Source organism: Chitinophaga sp. H8 (assembly GCF_040567655.1).
Classification (GTDB): domain Bacteria; phylum Bacteroidota; class Bacteroidia; order Chitinophagales; family Chitinophagaceae; genus Chitinophaga; species Chitinophaga defluvii.
Genome location: NZ_JBEXAC010000001.1, coordinates 573215 through 596134, shown reverse-complemented (window position 1 = coordinate 596134; position 22920 = coordinate 573215). Strand labels below are relative to the sequence as shown.

The window sequence follows — 22920 nt, the reverse complement described above, 5'->3', positions numbered from 1 at the left end:
CACCATGGTTATTGAGTACGGTTCCACAGCTTATAAGGCCATGGTTTGAACGGTCCATGTCAGACAAAGTTCGTTTTCCATTATGTATTGCAAATATAACCGTGCTTTCTTATCCTCCTTCATAAAATCACAGGTTATATGGCCGGCAGGCTGAAAGGGAAAGGGATGCAGGTGCATATGTGCTTTAAAATCAACCTTTCCCAGCCCATACCACTTGAAAACAGCCTCTTTGGCGCTCCAGCAAACCGTTTTATGGGCCAGGGGCTGCTCCCCGCTGATAAATGCCTGCTCTTCCCGGCTCAGGAACTTATGGGATACCCTTTCTATCGTACTGCTGGGTTCCTCTATGTCAATACCTACCGCCGTGCTTTTGCTCACTATGGCGGCAGCATAATCCCCGCAATGTGAAATGGAAAAATGAAAACTATTACAACCCAGATAAGGCTTACGGCTATCCATTATCCGGATATCTCCTACCGGAAAGTCCGGGAATAAAGCCAGCAACAAACACCTGCCGGCAAAATGCTGTAACCTTTTATGAGGGTGATGAATCGCTGCCGAAATATTCACCCTGGTACGGAAAAAGTCTTCTTCCTCTGTAATCTTCCACACGCCCAGCCTCGTTTCCGGATCCACTTGTATAGTACGTATTAATGGCATATCTTGCCAAATTAAAAGTTTGGCAGCGATTTGACAAATAAATAGCTTTGCACCGCAAGCTGCAGGATACAGGTTTGGGGCTATAACGTTACCAGCCGCCGGTAACCGGCACATCATTATAAATTGTTAAAGTTTCATTATTCATTTACTAACTATACTAACTACCCATCATGATTCTGTCAGATAAACGGATATTGGAGGAAATTGAAAAAGGTACAATCGTGATTGCACCTTACGACCGGAAATACCTGGGCACCAATTCCTACGATGTGCATTTAGGGAAACACCTGGCTACCTACCAGGACCGCATACTCGATGCCCGCAAGCATAACCAGATCGAACATTTTGAAATCCCTGAAGAAGGTTATGTACTCCAACCCGGCACCTTGTACCTGGGAGTTACCCTGGAATACACCGAAACACATGCGCATGTTCCGTTCCTGGAAGGCAAATCCAGCACCGGCCGCTTAGGTATAGATATCCATGCTACCGCCGGCAAAGGTGATGTAGGATTCTGTAATACCTGGACACTGGAAATCTCCTGTGCACAACCCGTACGCATCTATGCAGGAATGCCCATCGGCCAGCTGATCTATTTTGTGGTAGAAGGAGAAGTAGAAACATTCTACAACAAAAAAGGAAATGCAAAATACAACGGCCGTACGATTAAGCCGGTAGAAAGCATGATGTGGAAAAATGAATTCTGATACTGTTGTAAAACATATTGATCAATAGGGCGCCGGATGCGCCCTTTTTTTATGCTGTTCCCCTCCTCCCGTGGCCAATTCACCTACCTAAAAAATCCATACTGATCTGGAAATAACATACACTTACCCAAGCCAGCGTCCTCCTTTGGCCCGATCCTTGTAAAACTTTCAACAGCAAGCAATCATTTTAACCTTCAAAACTGTGGCTGTATGAAAAACCGTAATACCTCTCTTATATTGGCTTTGCCTGCTCGTTTTAATACCGGCATCAATATGCTTATCCTGGCAAATATCCTGGTGTTTATGACCTATACTATCCTGCATTTAACCGGGTTTTATGCCATCGACGAATGGCTGCATCACCGGCTGATCCTGTCATCCGCCCTGCACGAATGGGCGCCCAATGTATGGAGTATCCTCACCTGCCAGTTCGTACATATTAATACAGCAGAATTATTGATCAGTATGAGTATGCTGTGGCTCTTCGGGAATATATTACAACAGCGGATAGGTATTAAAAGAATATTGCTGCTATACCTGCTGTGCAGTGTTGCGGCAGCAGTCACCTTCCTGTTATCACATACCATATTTCCGGTATTCTCTGGTTATCATGGCATGTTTGAAGGTTCCTTTGGTGCGGTAGCGGGTGTCATGACGGCAACTATTACACTCTTCCCCCGTCATCGTATAAAAGTGGGAACACAGTACAAGATCCCCTTATTATACATCTATGCGGGGATGGTATGCATCGGCATGCTCTTTATCTGCAAGCACAACATGGCATATGTGCTGGCGTACATTGCCTGCCTGTATACAGGTTTTAAATACGGAGAGCATATAAAAAAACAACGGAAAGTGGTTCCTGTTAAAACAAATGGTTACTAAACTGCAGACACAACCAGGTGGATTTACCGGTACCTCCTTACTTCCCCCGGAAGATATCCAAAATGCTTTTTAAATGCACGGGAAAAATTATAGGGCTCCGTATATCCCACAGTGTAAGCCACTTCATATACAGTACAGGAAGTATCCAGCAGCATTTTCCTGGCGTAGTTCATTTTCAGCTCATGCAGGTATCCAAAAACAGTTACCCCGAACAGTTCTTTAAACCCTTTTTTCAGGCTGAACTCATTCAGGCCGGTTTGTCTGGAAATGCCCTGCAATGTCAGGGGATCAAACAAGTGCTGTTGAATCAAATGCCGGGCAGCATGCAACCGGTCAATATGGTGTGCCTTTATTTTTACCGGCTGAGTATTTTTCAGTCCTTCTGCCTGCTCTACCTGGTGTAAGAATAACTCGATGATCCTGGATTCAAAAAACAATTCCTTCATTTGCCCGCTATATACACATTGCATCATGTCCCGGATCACCAGCAACTGCCTGGAGGTAGCCTGCATAGGCCGGGGAGAAATAAAGGCAGGCCGCCCTGTATGCGCATCCTCCCAAAAACGTTGCAGACATTCCACTTCATTGGAATAAAACCGCCGGTAAAAGGACTCTTCCATACAAATACCGAAATTGCGGATTTCCCGACTGATTAACTCATAATGGCCATTAAAGTAAGGGGTAAAGCCCAGAACATGTTCATTATCGTCCAGGTAAATATGCTTTGATTTGTCTTCCTCCACGGCACCACAGGAGCCTTTCAGGGAAAAGTACATGTTCAGCGAGGGTATCTTACGCTGATCTTTCATCACTACTTCACGCTCCTGCCTGCTGCTGGCAAAAAACACTTCCACTCCTTCCATTCTGAATTCATTAAAGGTCACATGGCTGGCAGCTCCCTTTTCATCAACATAGTACATCTCCTGATTGTAAGCAATGTCAGGACAGGCTGTTAAACTTATTTCCTTATTCGTCATATGGGAGGCTTGAGAAGCGATCTGCGGATCCGAGATTCGAACTTGAAAGTTAATAAAGATTTTGGGGTTATAAACATATGATGGGGAATTATCCTTTTGGGAGGGTAGAAACTCCTTTTCGCAGGGTAGAAAAATTTCGGTTTAGTTCAATTTTGTGCCCTACAAATTGCCATATGATGACTGTAAACAGGGAAAAAACTGCCAGAAAAACAACGGCGGAAAACCATGCTATTCCGGACACTGCCCGCTTAAAGACGTATCAAACCACATCTTCCGATCCCAACCAGATAGCTGTGTTCTGTACCAATGTTGTCCGTCGGGAAGATGCGGATAAACTCTTACAATTATGCGCGGTTCACTTCCCGGATTGTGCCTGCAATTTTGATCTGGAAGATTGTGACAGGATCTTTCGTATCCGAAGCCAGGAAGATATCTCCGCAGCGGTTATTTCACTGTTCCGTCAATATCACTTTCAATGCGATATTCTTATATGATCACTATCCGGCAGACATCCCAATAAAGAAAGCCAGACCTTCTAAAGAAAAGCGGGTATATCAACTTGTGATATACCCGCTTTCTTTTTTTTAAATACCAATGTTCTTTATCCGCGCACAGCGTATACTACCTCATGTGCTTCTGTTAAAGTAGGCACTTCCAGTTTCTGTATCAGCCTTTCCATGGCCGCCGCGGGGACAATAGCCTCCCGCGACCTGTTTTGCTGCAACAGTTCCTGACAAGGCACTTCTATATACACAATGGTTACCCGCGCCTGATAAGTTAAAAACAACCCTATCAGCTGCTCCCGCATTTGCCGGGTAATGTTGGTAGCATTCCATACAAAATCCTTTTGCTGACGCAGGTATCCTTTGGCCATTTCCTTTGCAGCCTGAATCACCTGTCCATTACCACTCTTATCTGTAGGCTTGATCTTCATGCTCACCCGGATATCATCCAGGGATATTACAGGCCACTGTTTGTAGTGACGTTGCACATAAGTGTCCTTCCCTGCACCAGGCAAGCCACTCATCAGCACAACAGACACCTGTGGCTTTTCAAATGGCACATATTCCGGCGATACCTCCTCTCTTTGCAGGTAATGCATTTTTGCGGTGTCTGTAGCAAATGGATAGGCCGCTCCCCAGCAATTATTTTCCCGGCATAGTTCTTCAAAACAGTCTATGCGGTATAACAGCTCTGCCTGATCTTCACATATCCGCCCCAAGGCATCTGCCCTGGCCAGCAATGCCAGCCACTGCGTATTTACTTCCATACTGGCCAGTATCAACGCCCGCTGCGGGTCTGGCTTCTCAAATATCCATAAGGGCAGGCCATGATACCTCACCAGTTTGGCAATCTGTTCCCTGATCTCAAAGGGGGTAGCAATATCCCGGTACAGGATCTGCCTCGCCCTTGTTTCTCCTTTGCGGGCATGCCCTTTTGAGGTGATACTGCCATCTGGTTCCAGTACGGTTGTACTATACTTTTCCACATCATGCAGCAAGGCTGCTGCCCATAATACTTCCTGTGCTGCTGGTGCTAATGCTGCAAAGCCCGGCAGTGCTTTTAATGCAGCCAGCACCATTTGTGTATGTATCGCCACATTTCCTTCTGCATGATGACGTTCATCCTGCGGCACCTCCTGCATTACACGTACCCAGTCAAAACACCCTTCCAGGTACGCCCAGTCCTGTTGTTTACTTATCGTCCACATGTGTACCTCCTTCATATTTTAAACGGGCACGACGCCAGTTGCGGGTCCAGTGTTCATCTGTTTTCACATGCCCCTTGCGTACATACTTGAATACATGAGAGGCAAAATCTGCTACCGCATAACTGCCGGCATCGCGGGTTACAATCCCTTCCATCGTTACCGGCAATCCGGTATACGCGTCATGAGGATCCAGTGCGCCGCTGCCACCCGTTATCTGTAATATGTCTTTTTCAAATGCCCCTTGCTCCAGGGGAGTATCTATTATTTTTATCTCCGGCACCACCGGCAAATCAAGCATTCCCGCATAAAACCGGGTCTCCTCCCAACTCAGCCACCGCTCTCCTTCCCGGATCGCAAACACATAAAAATGATGCTCCAGGTTATGGTATTCTATAGAATGTATGGCATACAGGTTCTCTACAAAGATTTCCAGATCCCCGATATCATGCCTGATGCTTTGCCAATAGCTACGGATGCCAGCCGTCCATGGAGAAGTAGTAGGGGCTGCATGTGAACGTGCAAACACCCCATGTCTTGATAAACAATTGTTTTCTCCATCCAGCTTTTCTGTATGCACTAATGTGGGTATACGGGAAATGCATTCCCAGTAATCATGCCGGATACGGTCATCACTGGTAGTACCCGGGGAAAACGGATAATGATAGGTACGGCCATATTTTTGTGAAATAGCCATGTAATAAAGGTTTTATTTAAACAAAAAGATTCACAGGCCTCTCCGCCAGGGGAAGGCTTCATCAGAATTTAGTATGCCTGTGAGATTACATGGCGCAAGTTTTTTGCAGTTTTAATTGAAGGGCAAAGGTAAGCAATAAAAAAAATTTCGCCGCATCACTACTGAAAAAATTTTTCTGGTAGTAATACGGCGAAGTTATGATGTTGGTAAGGATCCTAATATCCTGTGTTCTGATCCAGTTTATCCAGGTTTACTTCCCGCTGCGGAATAGGTAACAGCAGCTTGTTATCCGTTACTTCATAGGCGTTACCCGGTAAATAGGTCTTAGTAGCCTTTTCCCGCTTGCCATGTGCATTCATCACTGTAACGGCCCTGCCAGTACGTACCAGATCAAACCACCGGTGATTCTCAAAAGCGAGCTCTACCTGCCGCTCCTGCTCAATGGCCAGGCGGAAAGCTGCCTGATCAGGTACTGTAACCGCCTTTTTATCTCCCAGGTCAGCACGATGTCTTACCCGGTTCAATAAATTAAATGCTTCTCCATTGGCTGCATACCCTTCCTCATTCAAACATTCTGCCAGCATCAGCAATACATCTGCAAAACGCAATACCGGAAAGTTATCATCCGTACGCCCTGCATCTGCAAAACCATTTACATACTTGCGGATATAAGGTACCTTTACAAAAACATTATTCTCATCTGTATACCCCTCGCTTACTGAGATTGCTTTCCGCTTATCACCTGGTTCATAAGCATTCAGCATATCTTCTGTAGGGATGTTCCAACCTGCACCACCGCCCAGAATCCTGTTATTCGGATCTTTGGTGATAATATTACCGGAAGTAAAAGGCACGAACTGGTACATAAAATTACTGGCCAGCTCCGGCACACTTCCCAAAAACTGCACCTCAAAGATAGACTCCTGATTATTCTTATTAACAGGCTTAAACAGATCGGCATATTGAGGCAGCAGGTCATATCCTAAAGTCATTACTTCCCTTAATACCGGGATAGCAGCCTTGTAATTTTTCTTCAGCATATACAATTTTGCCAGCAAGGTTTTAGCGGCGCCTTTGGTAGCCCGCCCCGCCTGATCGGATGAATACTTAGGTGGCAGTTTTTCTGCAGCATCTTTCAGATCGCTTTCCAAAGCATCATACACCTCAGCTACAGTAGCTCTTCCCTTGGAACGTGCGTCTTCCGGGCCATTCACCGGCTCCAGCCGCAAGGGAACGCCGCCATACAACTGCACCAGGTTATAGTAGTAATAAGCCCGCATAAATTTTGCCTCCCCTATATACTGATCCTTTTTGGCAGCATCCATTTCTACAGGTATGATCTTTGCCAGTATATCATTACACCTGGAAATACCTGTATAGGCACCTGACCACAACTGCCCTATCTGCTCCGCTGCGGCAGTCACCAGAAACTCATCTATAAATTCCCGCTGCTCCGATCCCCTGTCTTTATTATTGTATTGAAAAGCAGTATTATCCGAACGCATTTCCAGAAAGATCCAGGTAAATGATTTAGTCAGATCACGCATAGGTACATATGCACCTGACACAGCCTGGTTAATCTGATTTTCATCCTTAAAATAACTGTCTGCATTTACATCTGTCTTCGGATCTATTTTCAGAAAATCTTTACCACATCCGCTGGTCATTATCACCAGCACTACGAGCATGCTATATATTTTTTGATTAAACGTGTTCATTCTTCCGCAATTTAAATGGTCATTAAAATGAAAAGTTGGCGCCCAATGTATACACTCTTGCTACCGGATAATTGGTAAAATCCATTCCCGGTGTAAGTACTGTACTGCCATTCCTGCTTACTTCCGGATTGGCACCACTGTAAGGGGTAAACATAAAGGCATTTTGTACACCTCCGTAAATCCTGGTAGAACGGATGAAACGTGTTTTACCTAACAGCTTCTCCGGGAAAGTATATCCCAGTGTAATATTCCGGATACTCACAAAAGAAGCATCTTCTACCCAGTCAGAATTAATATCCCGGTAAATCACCCTTGCGCCATTTGTTGTGGGTGTTCTGCCATCTCCGGGCTGTTCGGGCGACCGCCACCGGTTCAATACTCTCCGGTCTACGTTGAAAATGCCATCAATGTTGTTCAGGTATTGATTGGCGGTTTTCAGTACCTGTCCTCCCTGTGAACCATTAATCAATATGCTCAGGTCAAAACGTTTGAACTTAAAATCATTGGTCAGCCCCCAGATAAAATCAGGCTGTGCATTACCGATCACTTCAAAATCTTTTACTGCTTCAATGACACCATTGCCATCCACGTCTTTGTATTTTATAGATCCAACCACCGAAGTCACATGCTTAGGTGATTTATCCAGATCAGCCTGATCCTTGTAAATCCCTTCTATCACATACCCGTAGAATTGTCCTAAAGGCTTTCCTACTTCTGTTTTATGTGTGAAAGAACCTTCTCCGCTGCGTCCACTGTAAATGGGGTCATTGTTTTCGTTTAATGCCAATACTTTGTTCCGGTTAAAGGCGATATTAAAATTGGTATTCCATTCAAAGGCGCCCTTCGTATTTTGGGAAGTAATACCCAGTTCCACCCCGTGATTCAGCACTTCACCGGAATTAATCGTGGTACTGGCAAATCCGGAAGATTGCGGAATCTCACTCACATACAACATAGAGCGCGTAATCCTTCTATAGTAATCCAGCACTATGTTCACCCTGGATTTAAACAATGCAAGATCAATCCCTGCATCCCATTGAGAAGATTCTTCCCAGGTAAGATCATAGTTTTGCAGAGAGGAACGGCCTTTACCCGATGCCAGTTGCCCGCCAAATACATAATTTGACTTTACGGCCAATGGTAAAAAAGTGTAGTTCCCGATATTGTTGTTACCGGACAATCCATAGCTCACCCGCAGTTTCATATCATCAATCCATGAAATACCTTTCATGAAATCCTCCTGTGAAACACGCCAGGCAAATGCCCCGGAAGGGAAATAACCATATTTGTTATTAGGCCCGAACCTGGAGGAACCATCAGCGCGGAAAGTAGCCGTAAACAAATACCTGTCCTTAAATGTATAATTCAAACGTGCCAGGTAAGATAATAAAGACCACTCCTGCACAGCTTGTCCCCATCCCGAAACGATAGTGGCATTATTGATGGTCTGTGCAATATCATCCGGGTAGTTTTCCACATTTATATTGATGCCATCGTATAATTCCTTCTGGGCGGTATAACCTACCAATGCACTCATGCGATGATCCTTTCCAAAACTTTTATCATATGACAATAATGCTTCCGACAACCAGTTAAAACTATAACTGCGTCCTGTAGCGGAGTTGGCCCGCACTGGCGGAGGTGTGTTTGCACCACCCACTGAAGTGGGATTATAAGTAAACGATGAAAAATTGGCGTAGTCAGCACCTAAACTATATTTAAACTTCAGGCCTTTGGTAATTTCATATTCTATGAAGCTGGTAGCCAGCGCTCTGATACTCTTTCCTTTAGTAGGCGCATCCCTTAAACTGATGAGCGGATTGGGCGCTTCATACATCCCCGGAGATTTAATATATTGTGTCAGGTTACCGTTCTTATCATATTTTGGAACCAAAGGACTTAGCCACAAACTGCGGGTCACTACATCCACAAAATCGCTCTCAAAATAATTGGTCACCTGGTTAGAAAATGAGGGCGCTATATGTACCCCTATTTTTATTTTGGAGCCTATATTGGCTTCCACATTAGCCCTTCCCGTTACTCTTTCATATCCTGTATAACGTACTGTACCGTCCTGTTTCAGGTAGCCCAGCGAAAAGAATCCTTTGTAGTTTTCATTGCCGGTACTTACGGATACATGATAATTCTGTTGTGGAGCTACCCGTAATATTTCATTATACCAGTTAGTACCTTCCCCATATTGCTCCGGGTTTCGATATTCAACCGGAATATCCGCATCTGTGGGCACCTGGCCCCTGGAAGCAAACTCATCAAAAATAATATCCTTCCGGTACTGTGCAAACTCCCTTGCATTCAGCATCTGAGGGCGCCCCTTATTTGGTGTTTGTTGTAATCCGTAATACATATTAAAGTTTACAACAGGTGCTTTGCTGTTTCCTTTTTTTGTATTGATCAGCACCACCCCATTGGCACCACGGGAACCATAGATAGCAGTAGAGGAAGCATCTTTCAATACAGTAATGGATTCAATATCATCTGAATTGAGGAAAGAAAGTGGATTGGAAATCTGCCCGAAAGAATTAGACAAGGCAAATCCATCTACTACAAACAGCGGTTGATCGCCGGCTCCAATAGAACCGGATCCTCTTATCTTAATAGCAGTACCGCCGCCAGGGGTGCCGGTGATATTACTCACCTGTACCCCCGCTACCTGTCCGGCCAGCTTTTGGTCAATACTGGTTACTGGCAGGTCCTGCACACTTTTGGCAGGCAAAGAAGTAACTGATCCTGTAAGATCTTTTTTCTCCTGGCTACCATAAGCCACTACCACTACCTCATTCAGGCTCGTATTGTCAGCTTCCAGCAGTACATTTAAAGTAGTACTACCCGCTTTTATTTCCTGTGTTTTATAGCCAATATAGGAGAACACCAATATGGCATCCTTACCTACACTTAGCTGATAAGCACCGGTAGCATCTGTAGAAGTCCCCTTGGAAGTGCCTTTGATGGAAACGGTTACACCAGGCAGGGCATTTCCTTCCTTCACATCTGTAACAATACCTTTTACATTAATTTGTTGCGCATAGACTGGGTTAATCATTGCATGCAGCAGCCACATTACCAGGCATGCCTTTAGCAGCCCGGCATTGTGCCGGAGTAAGTAGTTCTTCATAACAAAACGGTTTAAATAAGCAAGGCTATTCTATGCGAGCATGAATAACAAGAAAATAATGGTTAAATGAAAAAATATGATACGTGAATAAACATGAATAACGTGAAACTAATATGGTAAACAAATATGGTAACGTGGACATGGGCCCGGAAGGTATAAATGTATACACTACTCTTTTAACGAGTATCCTATAGTATCCTACCCCTATTACGCATAAATTGTTAACTTAGGTGCTTATTCAACCAATCTGTTACAACAATGAGAAAATACCTGCTTTATGGATTTGCAGCTGTAACACTGGCAGCATGCAATAATACCGGTACCGGAAAATCATCGGGCACCGACAGCTCAGCCAATACCTCCTTCAGTGCTTATGAACAACAGTTTATTGATGACCTGTGGAAACAAAATCCCGACTGGGCCACTTCTGTAGGGTTCCATAAATACGATTCTGTACTCGTGATCCCTGATAGTGCAGCCATACAGTCTTCCCTGGCATTTACACAACGTCATCTCGATTCCCTGAAAAGATATGACGTGAATGCACTCACCGATGCCTACCAGACAGATTATCACCTGATCAAAAATCAGCTGGAATCTACGAGATGGGGAATCGAACAATTAAAAAGCAATGAATGGGATCCCTCCAACTTTAATATCAGTAACACGTTTGCTTTTATCCTGAATGAAAACTACGAACCGCTGGAAAACCGTTTACGCAGTTTTTATATCAGGATGAATAATATCCCTGCTTATTATGAGGCTGCCAAAAAACAGATCAAGGATCCCGTTACAGAACTGACCGCTTTGGCAGCGGATCAGAACCTGGGTGGTCTTTCCATCTTTGAAAAGGATTTTGCTGATTCTCTGCGCAAAACAACCATTCCTGCCGCAGAAAAAACAGCCATGCTGGCACGTGCAAAAACAGCCGCCAAGGCCATCCGTGATTATGCTGCCTGGCTGAAAGCATTAAAAAATGAACATCCCAGGGATTTCCGGTTGGGCAAAGCGCTGTACGATCAGAAATTTGCTTACCAGATCCAGTCGTCCTTTACCGCTTCGCAGTTGTATGATTCTGCAGTAGCCCGTAAAGCATACCTCCACCTGCAAATGGCCAGCATCTCCCAAACATTGTGGGAAAAATATTTTCCTAAACAACCCATGCCGGCCACACCGCTTGAACTGATTGGCAAAATGATAGATACGCTCTCCGTAAAACATGTGAAACCGGAAGAGTTCCAGTTGGCTATTGAAAAACAAATCCCGGAACTGGTGGCTTTCATTAAGGAAAAAGACTTGTTATACCTTGATCCTTCCAAGCCTCTTGTAGTACGTAAGGAACCTGCTTACATGGCAGGCGTGGCAGGCGCTTCTATCAGCTCTCCCGGCCCGTATGACAAAGGTGGCAACACCTATTACAATGTAGGCAGCCTGGAAGGATGGCCCAAAGAACAAGCAGAAAGTTATTTAAGGGAATACAATCATTACATCCTTCAGATACTGAATATTCATGAAGCAATTCCTGGCCATTACACACAACTGGTATATGCCAACCAATCCCCCAGCCTGATAAAATCACTGCTGGGCAATGGCGCCATGATTGAAGGATGGGCTGTATATACCGAACAAATGATGCTGGAAAACGGATATGGTAATAATGACCCGGAGATGTGGCTGATGTGGTACAAATGGAACCTGCGCACCGTATGCAATACCATCCTGGATTATAGTGTGCATGTAAAAAACATGTCTAAAGAAGATGCCATTCATCTGCTGACGAAAGAAGCATTCCAGCAACAGGCAGAAGCAGAAGGTAAATGGAAAAGGGTGAGTGTTACCAGTGTACAGCTCACCAGCTACTTCAACGGCTATAAAGAAATTATTGATCTGCGGGAAGCTTATAAACAAAAAATGGGCGCTTCCTACAACCTGAAAACTTTCAATGAAAAGTTCCTCAGCTATGGCAGCGCTCCTGTAAAATATATCAGTCAGCTGATGCTGAAATAATAAAAAAGGAAATTATCTTTTGCAAGGGCTGGTCAAAAAGTTTTGACCAGCCCTTATGTTTCAAGGTCGCCGGCAAGGCTTCCGCTTTAAATTGATTTCATTTTTGATTTACAATTATTATATTTGTTTGATACAGAACGATACTATACTTATAATGTTCCATGTTATAGCTGCAGCACCATTGCTTACAATTATTTAATATGCAATGTCTGCAGGTCGTATTACTTTTGGGAGGTATGACAGACAACCAGTCTGCCTTAAATGGGCCAGTATGCACCAATTCACATATGCCAGCCAGTTAAATGAATTAAATGATGAACACCTGTTGGAGCTATTCCAGCAGGGTAATACCCACGCATTTGAGGAATTGTACAAAAGATTCTGGGGCGTATTATATCTTCAGGCATACCGTATACTGGAGCAGGAACAGGATGCACAGGACGTTGTTCAGGAAGTATTTACCACGCTGTGGACCAAAGCTGCAGGCATATCGCTTTCCGGCTCACTGGCCGCTTACCTGTATGTGGCTACGCGCAACAGGGTATTAAACCTGCTCGCCTCCAAACGTACTTACCAGGGGCATCTTTCTTCTTTAAAGCAGTTTATCTCAGGTACAGAGAATACTTCACTGCAATACATCACCGAAAAAGAAATTACCGCACGCATAGAACGCGAGATCCATGCACTGCCTGTTAAAATGAGGGAAGTATTTGAATTAAGCCGCAAAACCGCCCTTACCCACAAGGAAATAGCCCACAAACTGCAGCTGTCGCAGGAAACAGTAAAGAAACAAATCAGCAACGCGATCCGCACACTACGCCATAAAATGGCGCATTTCTCCTTTTTCCTGTAATCTTTTCCGGTTAATATTAAATTAATCTTCCTCCATCTACCCCTGTTATCATTTTCAACTGTCTTTATTGTTATGGAAGGTATATGCCTTTTATTATGCCCATGCATGACATCAAAAAATTATTGGAAAAATACGTTGCCGGCACCTGTACCCCGGCAGAACGGTCATTGATTGAACAATGGTATCAGCAGGAAAGCGACCGCAGTAAGGTGGATACCACAAAAATCAGTTTTGACCGGCTGGAAGCCGATATATGGCAACAGGTGCAGCTAACCGTGGCGCCGCCCGCGAAAGGGCTGACAATGACCCGCGGCAGACTGCTGAAGATCGCGGCCTCCTTCCTGCTCCTCCTGGGTGCTGCTACCATGCTATGGCTGGTGTGGCCTGCAAAAGAAGCATGGCAGGAAGTGATTGCAGCTAAAGGGAAACCGCTGCAATTCATGCTGGAAGATGGTACCCGTGTATGGTTGAATGCAGGCAGCCAGCTCCGCTATCCTGCGCATTTTAAGGGTGCTTCCCGGCAAATAGAACTCATTACGGGGGAAATATGCCTGGATGTAAAACAGGACCCTGAGCATCCGTTTTTCATCAAATCAGGTCATGTCAATACACGGGTACTGGGCACCATTTTTAATGTACGGGCCTACTCACAGCTGGCTTATTTACAGGTAACCGTACAGCAGGGAAAGGTGGCGGTGCAATGCGATAATAAGTTGCCTCAGCTTGCCGGACAGGAAGTCATTGTACTTCCCGGCGAACAGGTAACGGTACATACCCAATCGCAGGAAATCAGTAAAACCACGGTAGACGCAACGGCTGTCAACGGATGGACTACAGGCCAGCTACTTTTTAACAATGAACGGCTGGATATGATATCCCTCATGCTGGAGAATAAGTTTAATGTAACTATTGCATTTGCCGACCCTGCCCTGCAGGCCTATCGTATTACTGCCGGTATAGAGGCTACAGATACCCTGGAAGATGTGCTGACCGCTTTATGCCTCGCCAATAAGTTAAACTATTCCACACAAAATCATAAAATCACTTTCAGTAAACAAATACACTAAAACTTATTGCCTATGCAGTTCACTCAGTACAAATAAAAAAACCGGTAAGGGGATACCCCCACCGGCTGTTTAACGGGAAAGATCAATCCGTAACGCCAATCACTTATTGATCCTCCTCCCTGGATTTTATTAACGATTTAATCAATTATTAAAACCCGTATAAAGGTATGAAAATTTATACCAGGATTGTCGTGTCCGTAATTCAACAAATCATGAAAACTGGATGCAGGTTATTTATCCTTATTCTTATGGGCACCCAGCTATTACTGGGTGCCTCTACCAATGGCCAGTCGCATGCCGGCAATGAAACCATTGACTGCACCTTCCATCGCCAGTCGCTAAAAGAAGCTTTTGCTATCATCCAGCAAAAAACAGACTACCTGTTTATCTACAATGAAGCACTGGTAGCTCCTTACACAGCGGTTACCCTGCAGGCCAGACAAAAAACCGTAGCATGGGCGGTGAATGAATTACTGCGTAACACGAAGCTTACCTATAAAATACAAAACAAAAAGATCATTATACTGGAGAAGGAACCTGCTGCTCCAGTACCTGCCCCGGTAAAAACGGTGGCGCCGGCCGAAAGAGTAAAGGGGAAAGTAACTGATGCGCAGGGTATGCCATTGCCAGGCGTAACAGTAGTCGTAAAAAACAGTAACCGTGGCAACATTACGGATGGTGAAGGTCTTTTTACCGTGGAAGCTGGTATAGGCGACATATTGATCTTCTCCATGTCGGGATATACCCGCCGGGAAGTGGAAGTAACCAGCCTCTCTCCTGCCACCATTGTATTGCAGGAAGATGTTAAGGGACTGGAAGAAGTAGTGGTAGTAGGTTACGGTACACAAAAGAAACGTGATATCACGGGTTCCATCACTTCTGTAAGAGGTAGTGAAATAGCCGAACAACCTACCACCAATGCGGCGCAGGCGCTGAAAGGTAAAGTAGCCGGGCTGGATGTATTCAGTAGCGGAAACGAACCTGGTGCCGGGGCAAATATCCTTTTACGCGGACAACGCTCCATCAAAAATGATAACAGCCCGCTGATCGTACTGGATGGTATTCCTATGGTGGGTGGTTTCAATGAAATCAATCCTAATGATATTGCTTCCGTGGAAGTGCTGAAAGATGCTTCCTCTACTGCCATCTATGGTTCCCGCGCAGCCAACGGGGTATTGCTGATCACTACTAAAAGAGGAAAGGCCGGTAAAACCAATGTTACGTATGATGCTTACTATGGCGTTACTGCCATTACCCGTAAGCTGGACCTGATGAATGGCCAGGAATTTGCACAATTACGCCGGGAAGCCGCCAGAACTGCAGACCCCAACAACCAATATCCGGCTGATGCTACCCTCTTTGATGATATCGCCCTAAAATCCCTGGCTATCGGAAGATCTACAGACTGGCAGGATATTATTTATCATGGTGGCGCCAAACAAAACCATCAGCTATCAGTAACAGGCGGCAAGGAGAAAACACAATTTGCCGTTTCTTTTAACTACTTCAAGGAAAAAGGGATCATAGACAAAACAGATTTTACCAGAGGCGCTTTACGCATTAACCTGGATCACCAGGTCAATGACCGTATCCGCATGGGCGTATCTACCCTGGCCAGTATGTCTACTCAAAATGTAACAGACAACACCGTGTTTGATAATGCCCTCCGCCTGAACCCACTGGGTATTCCCTATGATAGTGCGGGCAACCTGCTGTTCCGCCCCAATAATGATGAAGGCCAGCGCGTAAACCCTTTGTCCGTGATAAAAAACACCATCAACCAGCGGTATAAAACCCGCGTGTTTGCCAGTATGTACGGCGAATGGGATATTACCAAAGACCTGACCTACCGTTTAAACATCGGGCCGGAAATGGAAGCATCCAAAGAAGGGTTTTTCAAAGGCAGCGAAACAGATGATAACCAGGGAGGTAATGCTACTGCAGGCCTGACTAACTCGGATATGTTCTCTATAACGATAGAGAATATACTGAAATACAACCGGCAACTGTCAAGGGATCACCGCTTCGGGGTTACGCTCCTGCAAAGCTCCCAGCAGCAAACGATCAACAGCTCCGGTATCAGGGCCAACAAATTACCGTACGAAGCACAAAGCTATCATTTCCTGGAAACAGCAGGTGAAGTAACCGGTATCAGCAGTGACTTCCGTAAATCCTTACTCTTGTCTTATATGGCACGGGTAAACTATGATTATAAAAACCGGTACCTCTTTACCGTTACCGGAAGAGCCGATGGCTCCTCTGTTTTTGCTACCGGGCATAAATGGGGGTATTTCCCTTCTGCGGCCTTTGCATGGCGAATAGATGCTGAACCATTTATGCAGTCGCTCCGCAAAATCAATACCCTGAAACTGCGCCTAAGCTATGGTAGCACCGGCTTCAATGGTATCGTACCTTATGGTACCTTCAGTACCCTGAAAAAGAGTGCCTACGCCTTTGGTGAAACCGGTATGAATGGTTTCCTCCCAGCTACTATCTCTAATCCCAACCTGAAATGGGAATCTACCGCTTCCTTAAATGCAGGGCTTGATTTTGGCCTGTTTGATGACCGTATCACAGGTACGATAGAACATTATATTGCCAATACCAAGAATATCCTCCTCAGAAGAAGTATCCCTGGCAGCACCGGCTATACGGAAGTACTTGAAAACATTGGTGCTACCCGCAACAAAGGCTGGGAAGTGACCTTGTCTACTATCAACATTGCGAATAACAACGGCTTTCAATGGACCACCGATCTCAATTTCTCTACCAATAAAAATGAAATTGTGCAGTTATACGGAGATGGAAAAGATGATGTAGGTAACCAGTGGTTTATAGGCCAGCCTATCAAAGTATTCTACGACTACCAGAAAGTAGGGGTATGGCAAACCAGTGAAGCACAAACAGCTGCTGCATATGGTGCTAAACCCGGACAGATCAAACTGGCAGACGTGAATGATGATAAGCAGTACAGCGATCAGGACCGTGTGATCCTTGGCTCCCAGATGCCCGACTGGATAGCAGGTATGACAAACCGTTTTTCCTACAAAGGCATGGAGTTAAATGTGGTGCTCAATACCCGGCAGAAATACCTGATCTATTCCAGATGGTTTGAAAACAATAACCGTCTGGCCGGCAGGTACAACAACCTGCAGGTAGACTACTGGACACCGGAAAATCCAACAAACGAAAATCCAAGACCAGATAAAAACCAGGAAAGTGTATACCTCGGTTCTACCCTGGCCTACAAAGATGCCAGTTTTGTAAGGATAAAGAATCTCTCTTTCGCCTGGTCACTGCCACAGGCATGGCTGCAACGGGCAACTATTAAAAACTTAAAGATCAGCCTGAGTGCCGAAAATCCTTTTACCATTACAGGATACAAAGGGCAGGATCCTGAATTTGAATCCGATGGTACACGTGCGATGTATCCTACGGTAAAAATGTATGCCATCGGCATCAATGCTGCTTTTTAATGCTTAAAACAACAGGTCATGCTATTTAACAAACCACTTTATATACTTACTGCGATATCCGTTTTCTGCACTACATTATCATCGTGCAGCCTGGAAGAAAATGAACTGTACAAACCGGTGCCGGAAGCTATTTACAGCAATGCGGCAGGTATTTCCAATGGGGTAACCGGTGTATACAGCAAGCTGAGAGGACTATACGGCTCCCAGAAAGGATTCACCGCCACCACCATGGGTACCGATATTTTCCAGCACGGAAAAGACGGCGGATATAAATACATGGATGATTATTCCGCAGCATTAAATCCCTCCAATGATTACCTCAATGGCATCTGGAATGATTGTTATGAAGGTATCAATGCCGCTAATACCGTACTCGACAAAATCGATAATGTGACCATGAGCGATCAGCTCAAAGTCCAGTATAAGGCAGAAACACGCTTTTTACGCGCTCATTTCTACTATTGGCTTACGCTTCAGTTTGGAGATGTGGTATATAGCGAACATGAAACCAAAGGGGTGGTAACTGATGCCGGGAGAACTGCTAAAACAGAGATCTGGAAAAAGATGCTGGATGATACCCAGTATGCCGCAGATCAGCTTAACTGGACCTCCTCCGAATATGGGCGCATTACCAAAGGAGCCGCTTTGCACCAGCTGGCAAAGGTCAAGCTTCTGCTGAAAGACTATGAAGGAGCAGCCACAGCAGCAGTAAAAGTGATCAAGGAAGGTCCTTATAAACTGGTTAAGGCTTATGGCGATGTATTTGATTACAACAATCAAAGAAATACCGAAATCATTTTTGCAGTGCAATACCTGAATAATGCCCTGTTTAATGAGGATGGCAACCAGGGACATGCCTTTTTCACACCTGCCTATGACCAGTATGCGGGTTTAAAAAGAGACCTCTTGCAAGGAGGACGCCCCTATACCAGGTTCCGGCCTACAGAATTCTACCGCAACCTGTTTGATGCCAATGATGCCCGCTTTGATGTTACCTTCCGGTATATCTGGACATACAATAATACAGCTACCCTCCCTGCCGGAAAAAAGATAGGGGATACCGTAGTATGGCAGATTTCACCAGGGGTAACTTCTACCATTGCGCCGAATAATGACAACATGCATTGGGGCATTAAAAAACATGATGATGCTACCCGCGCAAGTGTACAGGACCTGAAAGGATTCCGGGACTTCTTTGTATACCGTTTTTCAGAAACCTACCTGCTGGCTGCAGAAGCGCTTATGCTGGCAGGAAAAGCAGATCAGGCCATTCCTTACTTTAATGAAGTAAGAATCCGGGCGGCCAAACCCAATACACAAATACCGTTATTGACTGCCGGCCAGCTGAATATCGACCAGATCCTCGATGAGCGTGCCAGGGAACTGGGTGGTGAAGAAGAACGCTGGATGGACCTGGTACGTACCGGCAAACTGGTAGAACGGGTAAAAAAATATAACCCTAATGCGGTGAATATCAAGGATTATCATGTACTGCGACCTATCCCTCAGGCACAAATAGATTTGTCAACTATTAAATTTCCGCAAAACGAAGGTTATTTTTAAACTCAAATACTGAATAATGAAGCAATATTGTTTTCTACTACTTTTTCTTTGCAGTTCCTGGTTATCCCTTGATGCGCAGGTGGTGGCCAAACCTGCCAAGGTTAACCTGAAGCAGATATTAAAGGATTTTCATCAGCGCCCGGACTATGTAATGGTGGCCGCCCATCGTGCTGCCCACAACAAATACCCGGAAAATTCCCTGGCGGCTATCCGTGAAACCATCCGGATAGGGGCAGACATTGTAGAACTGGATGTACGCGAAACCAAAGACAGCGTACTGGTGATCATGCATGACCGTACCATTACCCGTACTACCGGACAGCCGGGAGAGGTAAGCAGCTATACGTATGCAGAACTGCAAAAATTCCCATTGCTGCACAACGGACAACCTACTGCGGAAAGAATACCTACTTTTAAAGAAGCCTTGTTGCTGGCCAAAGGCCATATTATCGTAGATATAGATTTTAAAGCAGACAGCCGGGAAGCCGCTCAGAAAACCTATGCGTTACTTAAAGAAACACAAACCATCCAACAAGTGTTATTCTTTATTTATGACCATCAGGATGCCCCGTTTCTGCAAGGTCTTGACAAACAGCTGCCCATTATGCCCAGGGCGCATAATGCCGCTGAAACAGATACCATTCTCCAAATGGGCAAGTTTCCGGTGGTACATGCCGACCCCTCCTTTTACACCGACAGCCTGATGCTCCAGATACGCAAAGCAGGCTCACGGGTATGGATGAATGCGCTGGGTAAATTTGATGCCATGGAAAAAGCAACACCGGATGCAGGATTCACAGCATTGTTAGATCAGTTTAAATATACCAATGTGATCCAGACAGATTTTCCGGAAGAGCTGCTCCGGTATCTGAGAAAAAGAGGATTACACCGGTAATACCAGTTTTGATATTTTCCCTGTAGGGCTGGCCTTTTTGGTCAGCCCTTTCTGTTGCTCCCCGCCGGCCTGTACTAATAACAATTGGCAATACATCCCCTCCTCCCCCCTAAAGTGAAAAGTGCCGTTTAAGGGGCTGCAATCTCTTTTCACATTTTAGCCGTACATTTAAATATGTGAAGCGGCCCCCCCTACCTTGGAATAATCGTTTTATGTTTTTAACTATAAAACCGGAATAAACAGGTATGCTGAAAAAAGCTTTTCTGATCTGTTGTGTACTTCCCTTATCGTGCAGCCTGTATGCACAAAACGGGATAACCCTGAAACAGGCCTTGCATGCAGCCCAACAAAACAATCCATTTTTACAGCCGGAAAAACTGAACCTGAATATAGCCCAAAGCGATGTGGTTACTGCCGGGTTACGGCCCAATCCTGTTTTGAACAACCAAACCCTGCAACTGATGAACGACCGGTATTTTGCAACCGGCACAAAGTTTCAGAATGCGCACAACAGACAGGTATGGTGGCAGGTAACCAAACAGTTCCAGCTGGCCAACCAACGTAAATATAAACAGGAGGTAGCCGGCAAAAATGTAAGTGTCACGGAAAAAAATTATGCCACTACCGAGGTAATGGTATTACTGGAAACCGGCAACAAATGGGTGGATGTATGGTATAATAAAATGAACCTTGATCTGGTACAGGAAGCTAAAACCAATATCGACAGCCTGGTGGCCATCCAACAGATAAGACTCCGCAACCAGGTGATCAGCGAAAGTGACCTGGCCAGAACCCAACTCCTGGCAGAGCAATACCAGCTGCAACTACAGCAGGCCAGCCAGGCCTATCAGAATGAAATACAAAACCTGCAACTGCTCACAGGCAGCATGGCACCTGTATCCATCGATACCAGCGATCCCGTTATAACGCTGGTTGTAACAGAACAGCTGGATAGCCTCCTGGCCATTTCCTATACCCGGCGCCCGGATATACAGGTAGCTACCCACACCATAGCAGCCGCCAAAAGTAATGTGAAGTTGCAAAAGGCACTGGCCATCCCCAATCCGGAACTCGGACTGATCTATAACCCCCAGAATACCGTTCCATACTTCGGCTTCTTTGGTACCATCGATCTTCCTTTTTTCAGCCGTAACCAGGGAGAGATTAAAAAGTCCAGGTTTCAGCTGCAGCAATCGGAACAAGCGCTTTCCGCGATCAGACAACAGGTACAAACGGATGTACAAACCACCTTCCATACCTATGAGCTGAATAAGGAAGCTATCAGGAAGTACGATGCTATTCTATCTAAATCTACCCAGGTGCTGACGGCCGTCAAATACGCTTATGCCCGTGGCGGTACCACCATCATCGATTTTCTGGAAGCAGAACGCACCTGGTTTGATACACAGAAAATGTATTACACCGCCTTATACGATTATCGCAGGAGCTATCTCCAATTATTATACGTAACCGGATTAATCAATCAACTCTAATTATTCAGATGAAAAGAATAATAAATAGTGTACTGATCGCCACCATAACAGCGGGTGTGATGATTTCCTGCGGATCACGGGAACAAAAACAAGCGGCGCCGGTGTCGGATAAACCTACCCTGCAGGACAGTGGACGTAGCATCCTGTTTCCCCCCGATAGCCTTACCCTGAGTTATTTTAAAACCGTTCCGGCAGGAAAAAGTGACCTTAATGCCATGCTTACAGCACCGGCCAGAGTAGTGGCTACCGTGGTAAAGGCCATCGATGCTTCCGGGCAGAACCTGGTGTTGTTTGATAATGCCGACCTCACGGCCAACTATACAGAACTACTTCAGCATATTATCAATATCCGGCAAAAAGCGGGTATTATCCAGCAAAAGAATGCCATCGTCAATCAGAAAAAGATTGAGCTGGCGCGGTTCCAGGACCTGGCCAATCACGGCGCCGGTACGGGCAAAGACGTATCTGATGCCAAAACAGATGTGATCAGCGCACAAACAGATATGGAAGTAGCTCAAACCGAACTGGCCAATGAAAAAACAGCTATCATAGAGCATGAATCAAGATTAAAACTGGCAGGCTTTGACCCGCAGGCGCTGGCACACGCTCCCCTGAACAAAGTATGGGTGATATGCGACATGCCGGAAAACCAGGTTACCAAAGTTAAAGAAGGCAACAACTGTACCCTGCATTTCACCTCCTACCCCAACCAATCCTTTACCGGTACAATCGAAGATATAGGTGAAGTAGTGGACAACATCACCAGAATGGTAAAATTACGTATAGGTATAAACGATAACAATAAACAGTTACGTGCCGGGATGTATGCCATGGTGAAATTTGGTGTAAATGAAGGCAATAGTTTATCAGTACCCAAAGAGGCAGTGATCACCGTACAGGGAAAAAACTACGTCTTTGTAAAGAGTGGCGACCGCCAGTTCAGCCGCCGGGAAGTACTGACCGGCGCACAGATAAATGACCGGTTTATTGTTTACAACGGCATACAGGAAGGCGACCAGGTAGTAATTGAGGGCGCCATGGAACTGAAAGGAATTTCATTCGGATATTAAAATGCTGCATT

Annotated in this window: 18 protein-coding genes; 11 read left to right on the top strand and 7 right to left on the bottom strand. The window is 45.2% G+C overall.

Annotated features, from left to right (window positions below):
- Nucleotides 1–30: 30 nt before the first annotated feature.
- Nucleotides 31–660, bottom strand: coding sequence for a 4'-phosphopantetheinyl transferase family protein (locus tag ABR189_RS02240; RefSeq protein WP_354658812.1), 630 nt, complete (start codon nucleotides 658–660; stop codon nucleotides 31–33).
- 170 nt (nucleotides 661–830) lie between these two features.
- Here ABR189_RS02240 and dcd point away from each other — a divergent pair, with 170 nt between their 5' ends.
- Nucleotides 831–1367: a dCTP deaminase gene (dcd, locus tag ABR189_RS02235; RefSeq protein WP_354658811.1), complete on the top strand. Its 537-nt coding sequence runs from the start codon at nucleotides 831–833 to the stop codon at nucleotides 1365–1367.
- Between the two features lie 210 nt (nucleotides 1368–1577).
- On the top strand, nucleotides 1578–2252 hold the full coding sequence (locus ABR189_RS02230) for a rhomboid family intramembrane serine protease (protein WP_354658810.1): 675 nt from the start codon (nucleotides 1578–1580) through the stop codon (nucleotides 2250–2252).
- Nucleotides 2253–2275: 23 nt separating this feature from the next.
- Here the strand turns inward: ABR189_RS02230 and ABR189_RS02225 are convergent, their stop codons facing one another.
- On the bottom strand, nucleotides 2276–3229 hold the full coding sequence (locus ABR189_RS02225) for a helix-turn-helix domain-containing protein (RefSeq protein WP_354658809.1): 954 nt from the start codon (nucleotides 3227–3229) through the stop codon (nucleotides 2276–2278).
- Between the two features lie 173 nt (nucleotides 3230–3402).
- On the opposite strand from ABR189_RS02225, the gene ABR189_RS02220 reads away from it, so the two are divergent.
- The gene (locus ABR189_RS02220; protein ID WP_354658808.1) at nucleotides 3403–3723 is read left to right on the top strand and encodes a hypothetical protein; all 321 of its coding nucleotides are present in this window, start codon (nucleotides 3403–3405) and stop codon (nucleotides 3721–3723) included.
- Nucleotides 3724–3830: 107 nt separating this feature from the next.
- On the opposite strand, the gene ABR189_RS02215 is transcribed toward ABR189_RS02220, so the two are convergent.
- The 4 genes from ABR189_RS02215 to ABR189_RS02200 form a co-directional block, all read right to left on the bottom strand.
- Nucleotides 3831–4955, bottom strand: a complete 1125-nt coding sequence (locus tag ABR189_RS02215) for an AAA family ATPase (RefSeq protein ID WP_354658807.1) — start codon at nucleotides 4953–4955, stop codon at nucleotides 3831–3833.
- A complete protein-coding gene (locus tag ABR189_RS02210) occupies nucleotides 4924–5634 on the bottom strand; it encodes an RNA ligase family protein (protein WP_354658806.1) in 711 nt (236 codons plus the stop codon). The genes ABR189_RS02215 and ABR189_RS02210 overlap by 32 nt, the downstream gene beginning before the upstream one ends.
- Nucleotides 5635–5849: 215 nt before the next feature.
- Nucleotides 5850–7352, bottom strand: coding sequence for a RagB/SusD family nutrient uptake outer membrane protein (locus ABR189_RS02205; protein WP_354658805.1), 1503 nt, complete (start codon nucleotides 7350–7352; stop codon nucleotides 5850–5852).
- Nucleotides 7353–7374: 22 nt separating this feature from the next.
- Nucleotides 7375–10485, bottom strand: a complete 3111-nt coding sequence (locus ABR189_RS02200) for a SusC/RagA family TonB-linked outer membrane protein (protein ID WP_354658804.1) — start codon at nucleotides 10483–10485, stop codon at nucleotides 7375–7377.
- A gap of 258 nt (nucleotides 10486–10743) precedes the next feature.
- On the opposite strand from ABR189_RS02200, the gene ABR189_RS02195 reads away from it, so the two are divergent.
- The 6 genes from ABR189_RS02195 to ABR189_RS02170 all read left to right on the top strand — a co-directional run bounded on the left by ABR189_RS02195 (nucleotide 10744) and on the right by ABR189_RS02170 (nucleotide 20346).
- Nucleotides 10744–12492 (top strand): DUF885 domain-containing protein, encoded by a 1749-nt coding sequence (locus ABR189_RS02195; protein ID WP_354658803.1) that lies wholly within the window; start codon nucleotides 10744–10746, stop codon nucleotides 12490–12492.
- A gap of 271 nt (nucleotides 12493–12763) precedes the next feature.
- Entirely contained in the window at nucleotides 12764–13345 is a 582-nt protein-coding gene (locus ABR189_RS02190) for an RNA polymerase sigma factor (RefSeq protein WP_354658802.1), read from the top strand.
- A 95-nt stretch (nucleotides 13346–13440) separates the two neighbouring features.
- Entirely contained in the window at nucleotides 13441–14412 is a 972-nt protein-coding gene (locus ABR189_RS02185; protein WP_354658801.1) for a FecR family protein, read from the top strand.
- A gap of 212 nt (nucleotides 14413–14624) precedes the next feature.
- Nucleotides 14625–17888: a TonB-dependent receptor gene (locus ABR189_RS02180; protein WP_354658800.1), complete on the top strand. Its 3264-nt coding sequence runs from the start codon at nucleotides 14625–14627 to the stop codon at nucleotides 17886–17888.
- 18 nt (nucleotides 17889–17906) lie between these two features.
- Nucleotides 17907–19451, top strand: coding sequence for a RagB/SusD family nutrient uptake outer membrane protein (locus tag ABR189_RS02175; protein WP_354658799.1), 1545 nt, complete (start codon nucleotides 17907–17909; stop codon nucleotides 19449–19451).
- A gap of 16 nt (nucleotides 19452–19467) precedes the next feature.
- Nucleotides 19468–20346: a glycerophosphodiester phosphodiesterase family protein gene (locus ABR189_RS02170; protein WP_354658798.1), complete on the top strand. Its 879-nt coding sequence runs from the start codon at nucleotides 19468–19470 to the stop codon at nucleotides 20344–20346.
- Here ABR189_RS02170 and ABR189_RS02165 read toward each other — a convergent pair.
- Nucleotides 20335–20499, bottom strand: a complete 165-nt coding sequence (locus ABR189_RS02165) for a hypothetical protein (RefSeq protein ID WP_354658797.1) — start codon at nucleotides 20497–20499, stop codon at nucleotides 20335–20337. The two genes, ABR189_RS02170 and ABR189_RS02165, sit on opposite strands and share 12 nt — an antisense overlap.
- Nucleotides 20500–20591: 92 nt before the next feature.
- Between ABR189_RS02165 and ABR189_RS02160 the strand changes: the two genes are divergently transcribed.
- Both ABR189_RS02160 and ABR189_RS02155 read left to right on the top strand, forming a co-directional pair.
- Nucleotides 20592–21839, top strand: coding sequence for a TolC family protein (locus tag ABR189_RS02160; protein WP_354658796.1), 1248 nt, complete (start codon nucleotides 20592–20594; stop codon nucleotides 21837–21839).
- Nucleotides 21840–21847: 8 nt separating this feature from the next.
- Nucleotides 21848–22909, top strand: a complete 1062-nt coding sequence (locus ABR189_RS02155) for an efflux RND transporter periplasmic adaptor subunit (RefSeq protein WP_354658795.1) — start codon at nucleotides 21848–21850, stop codon at nucleotides 22907–22909.
- Nucleotides 22910–22920: the final 11 nt, after the last annotated feature.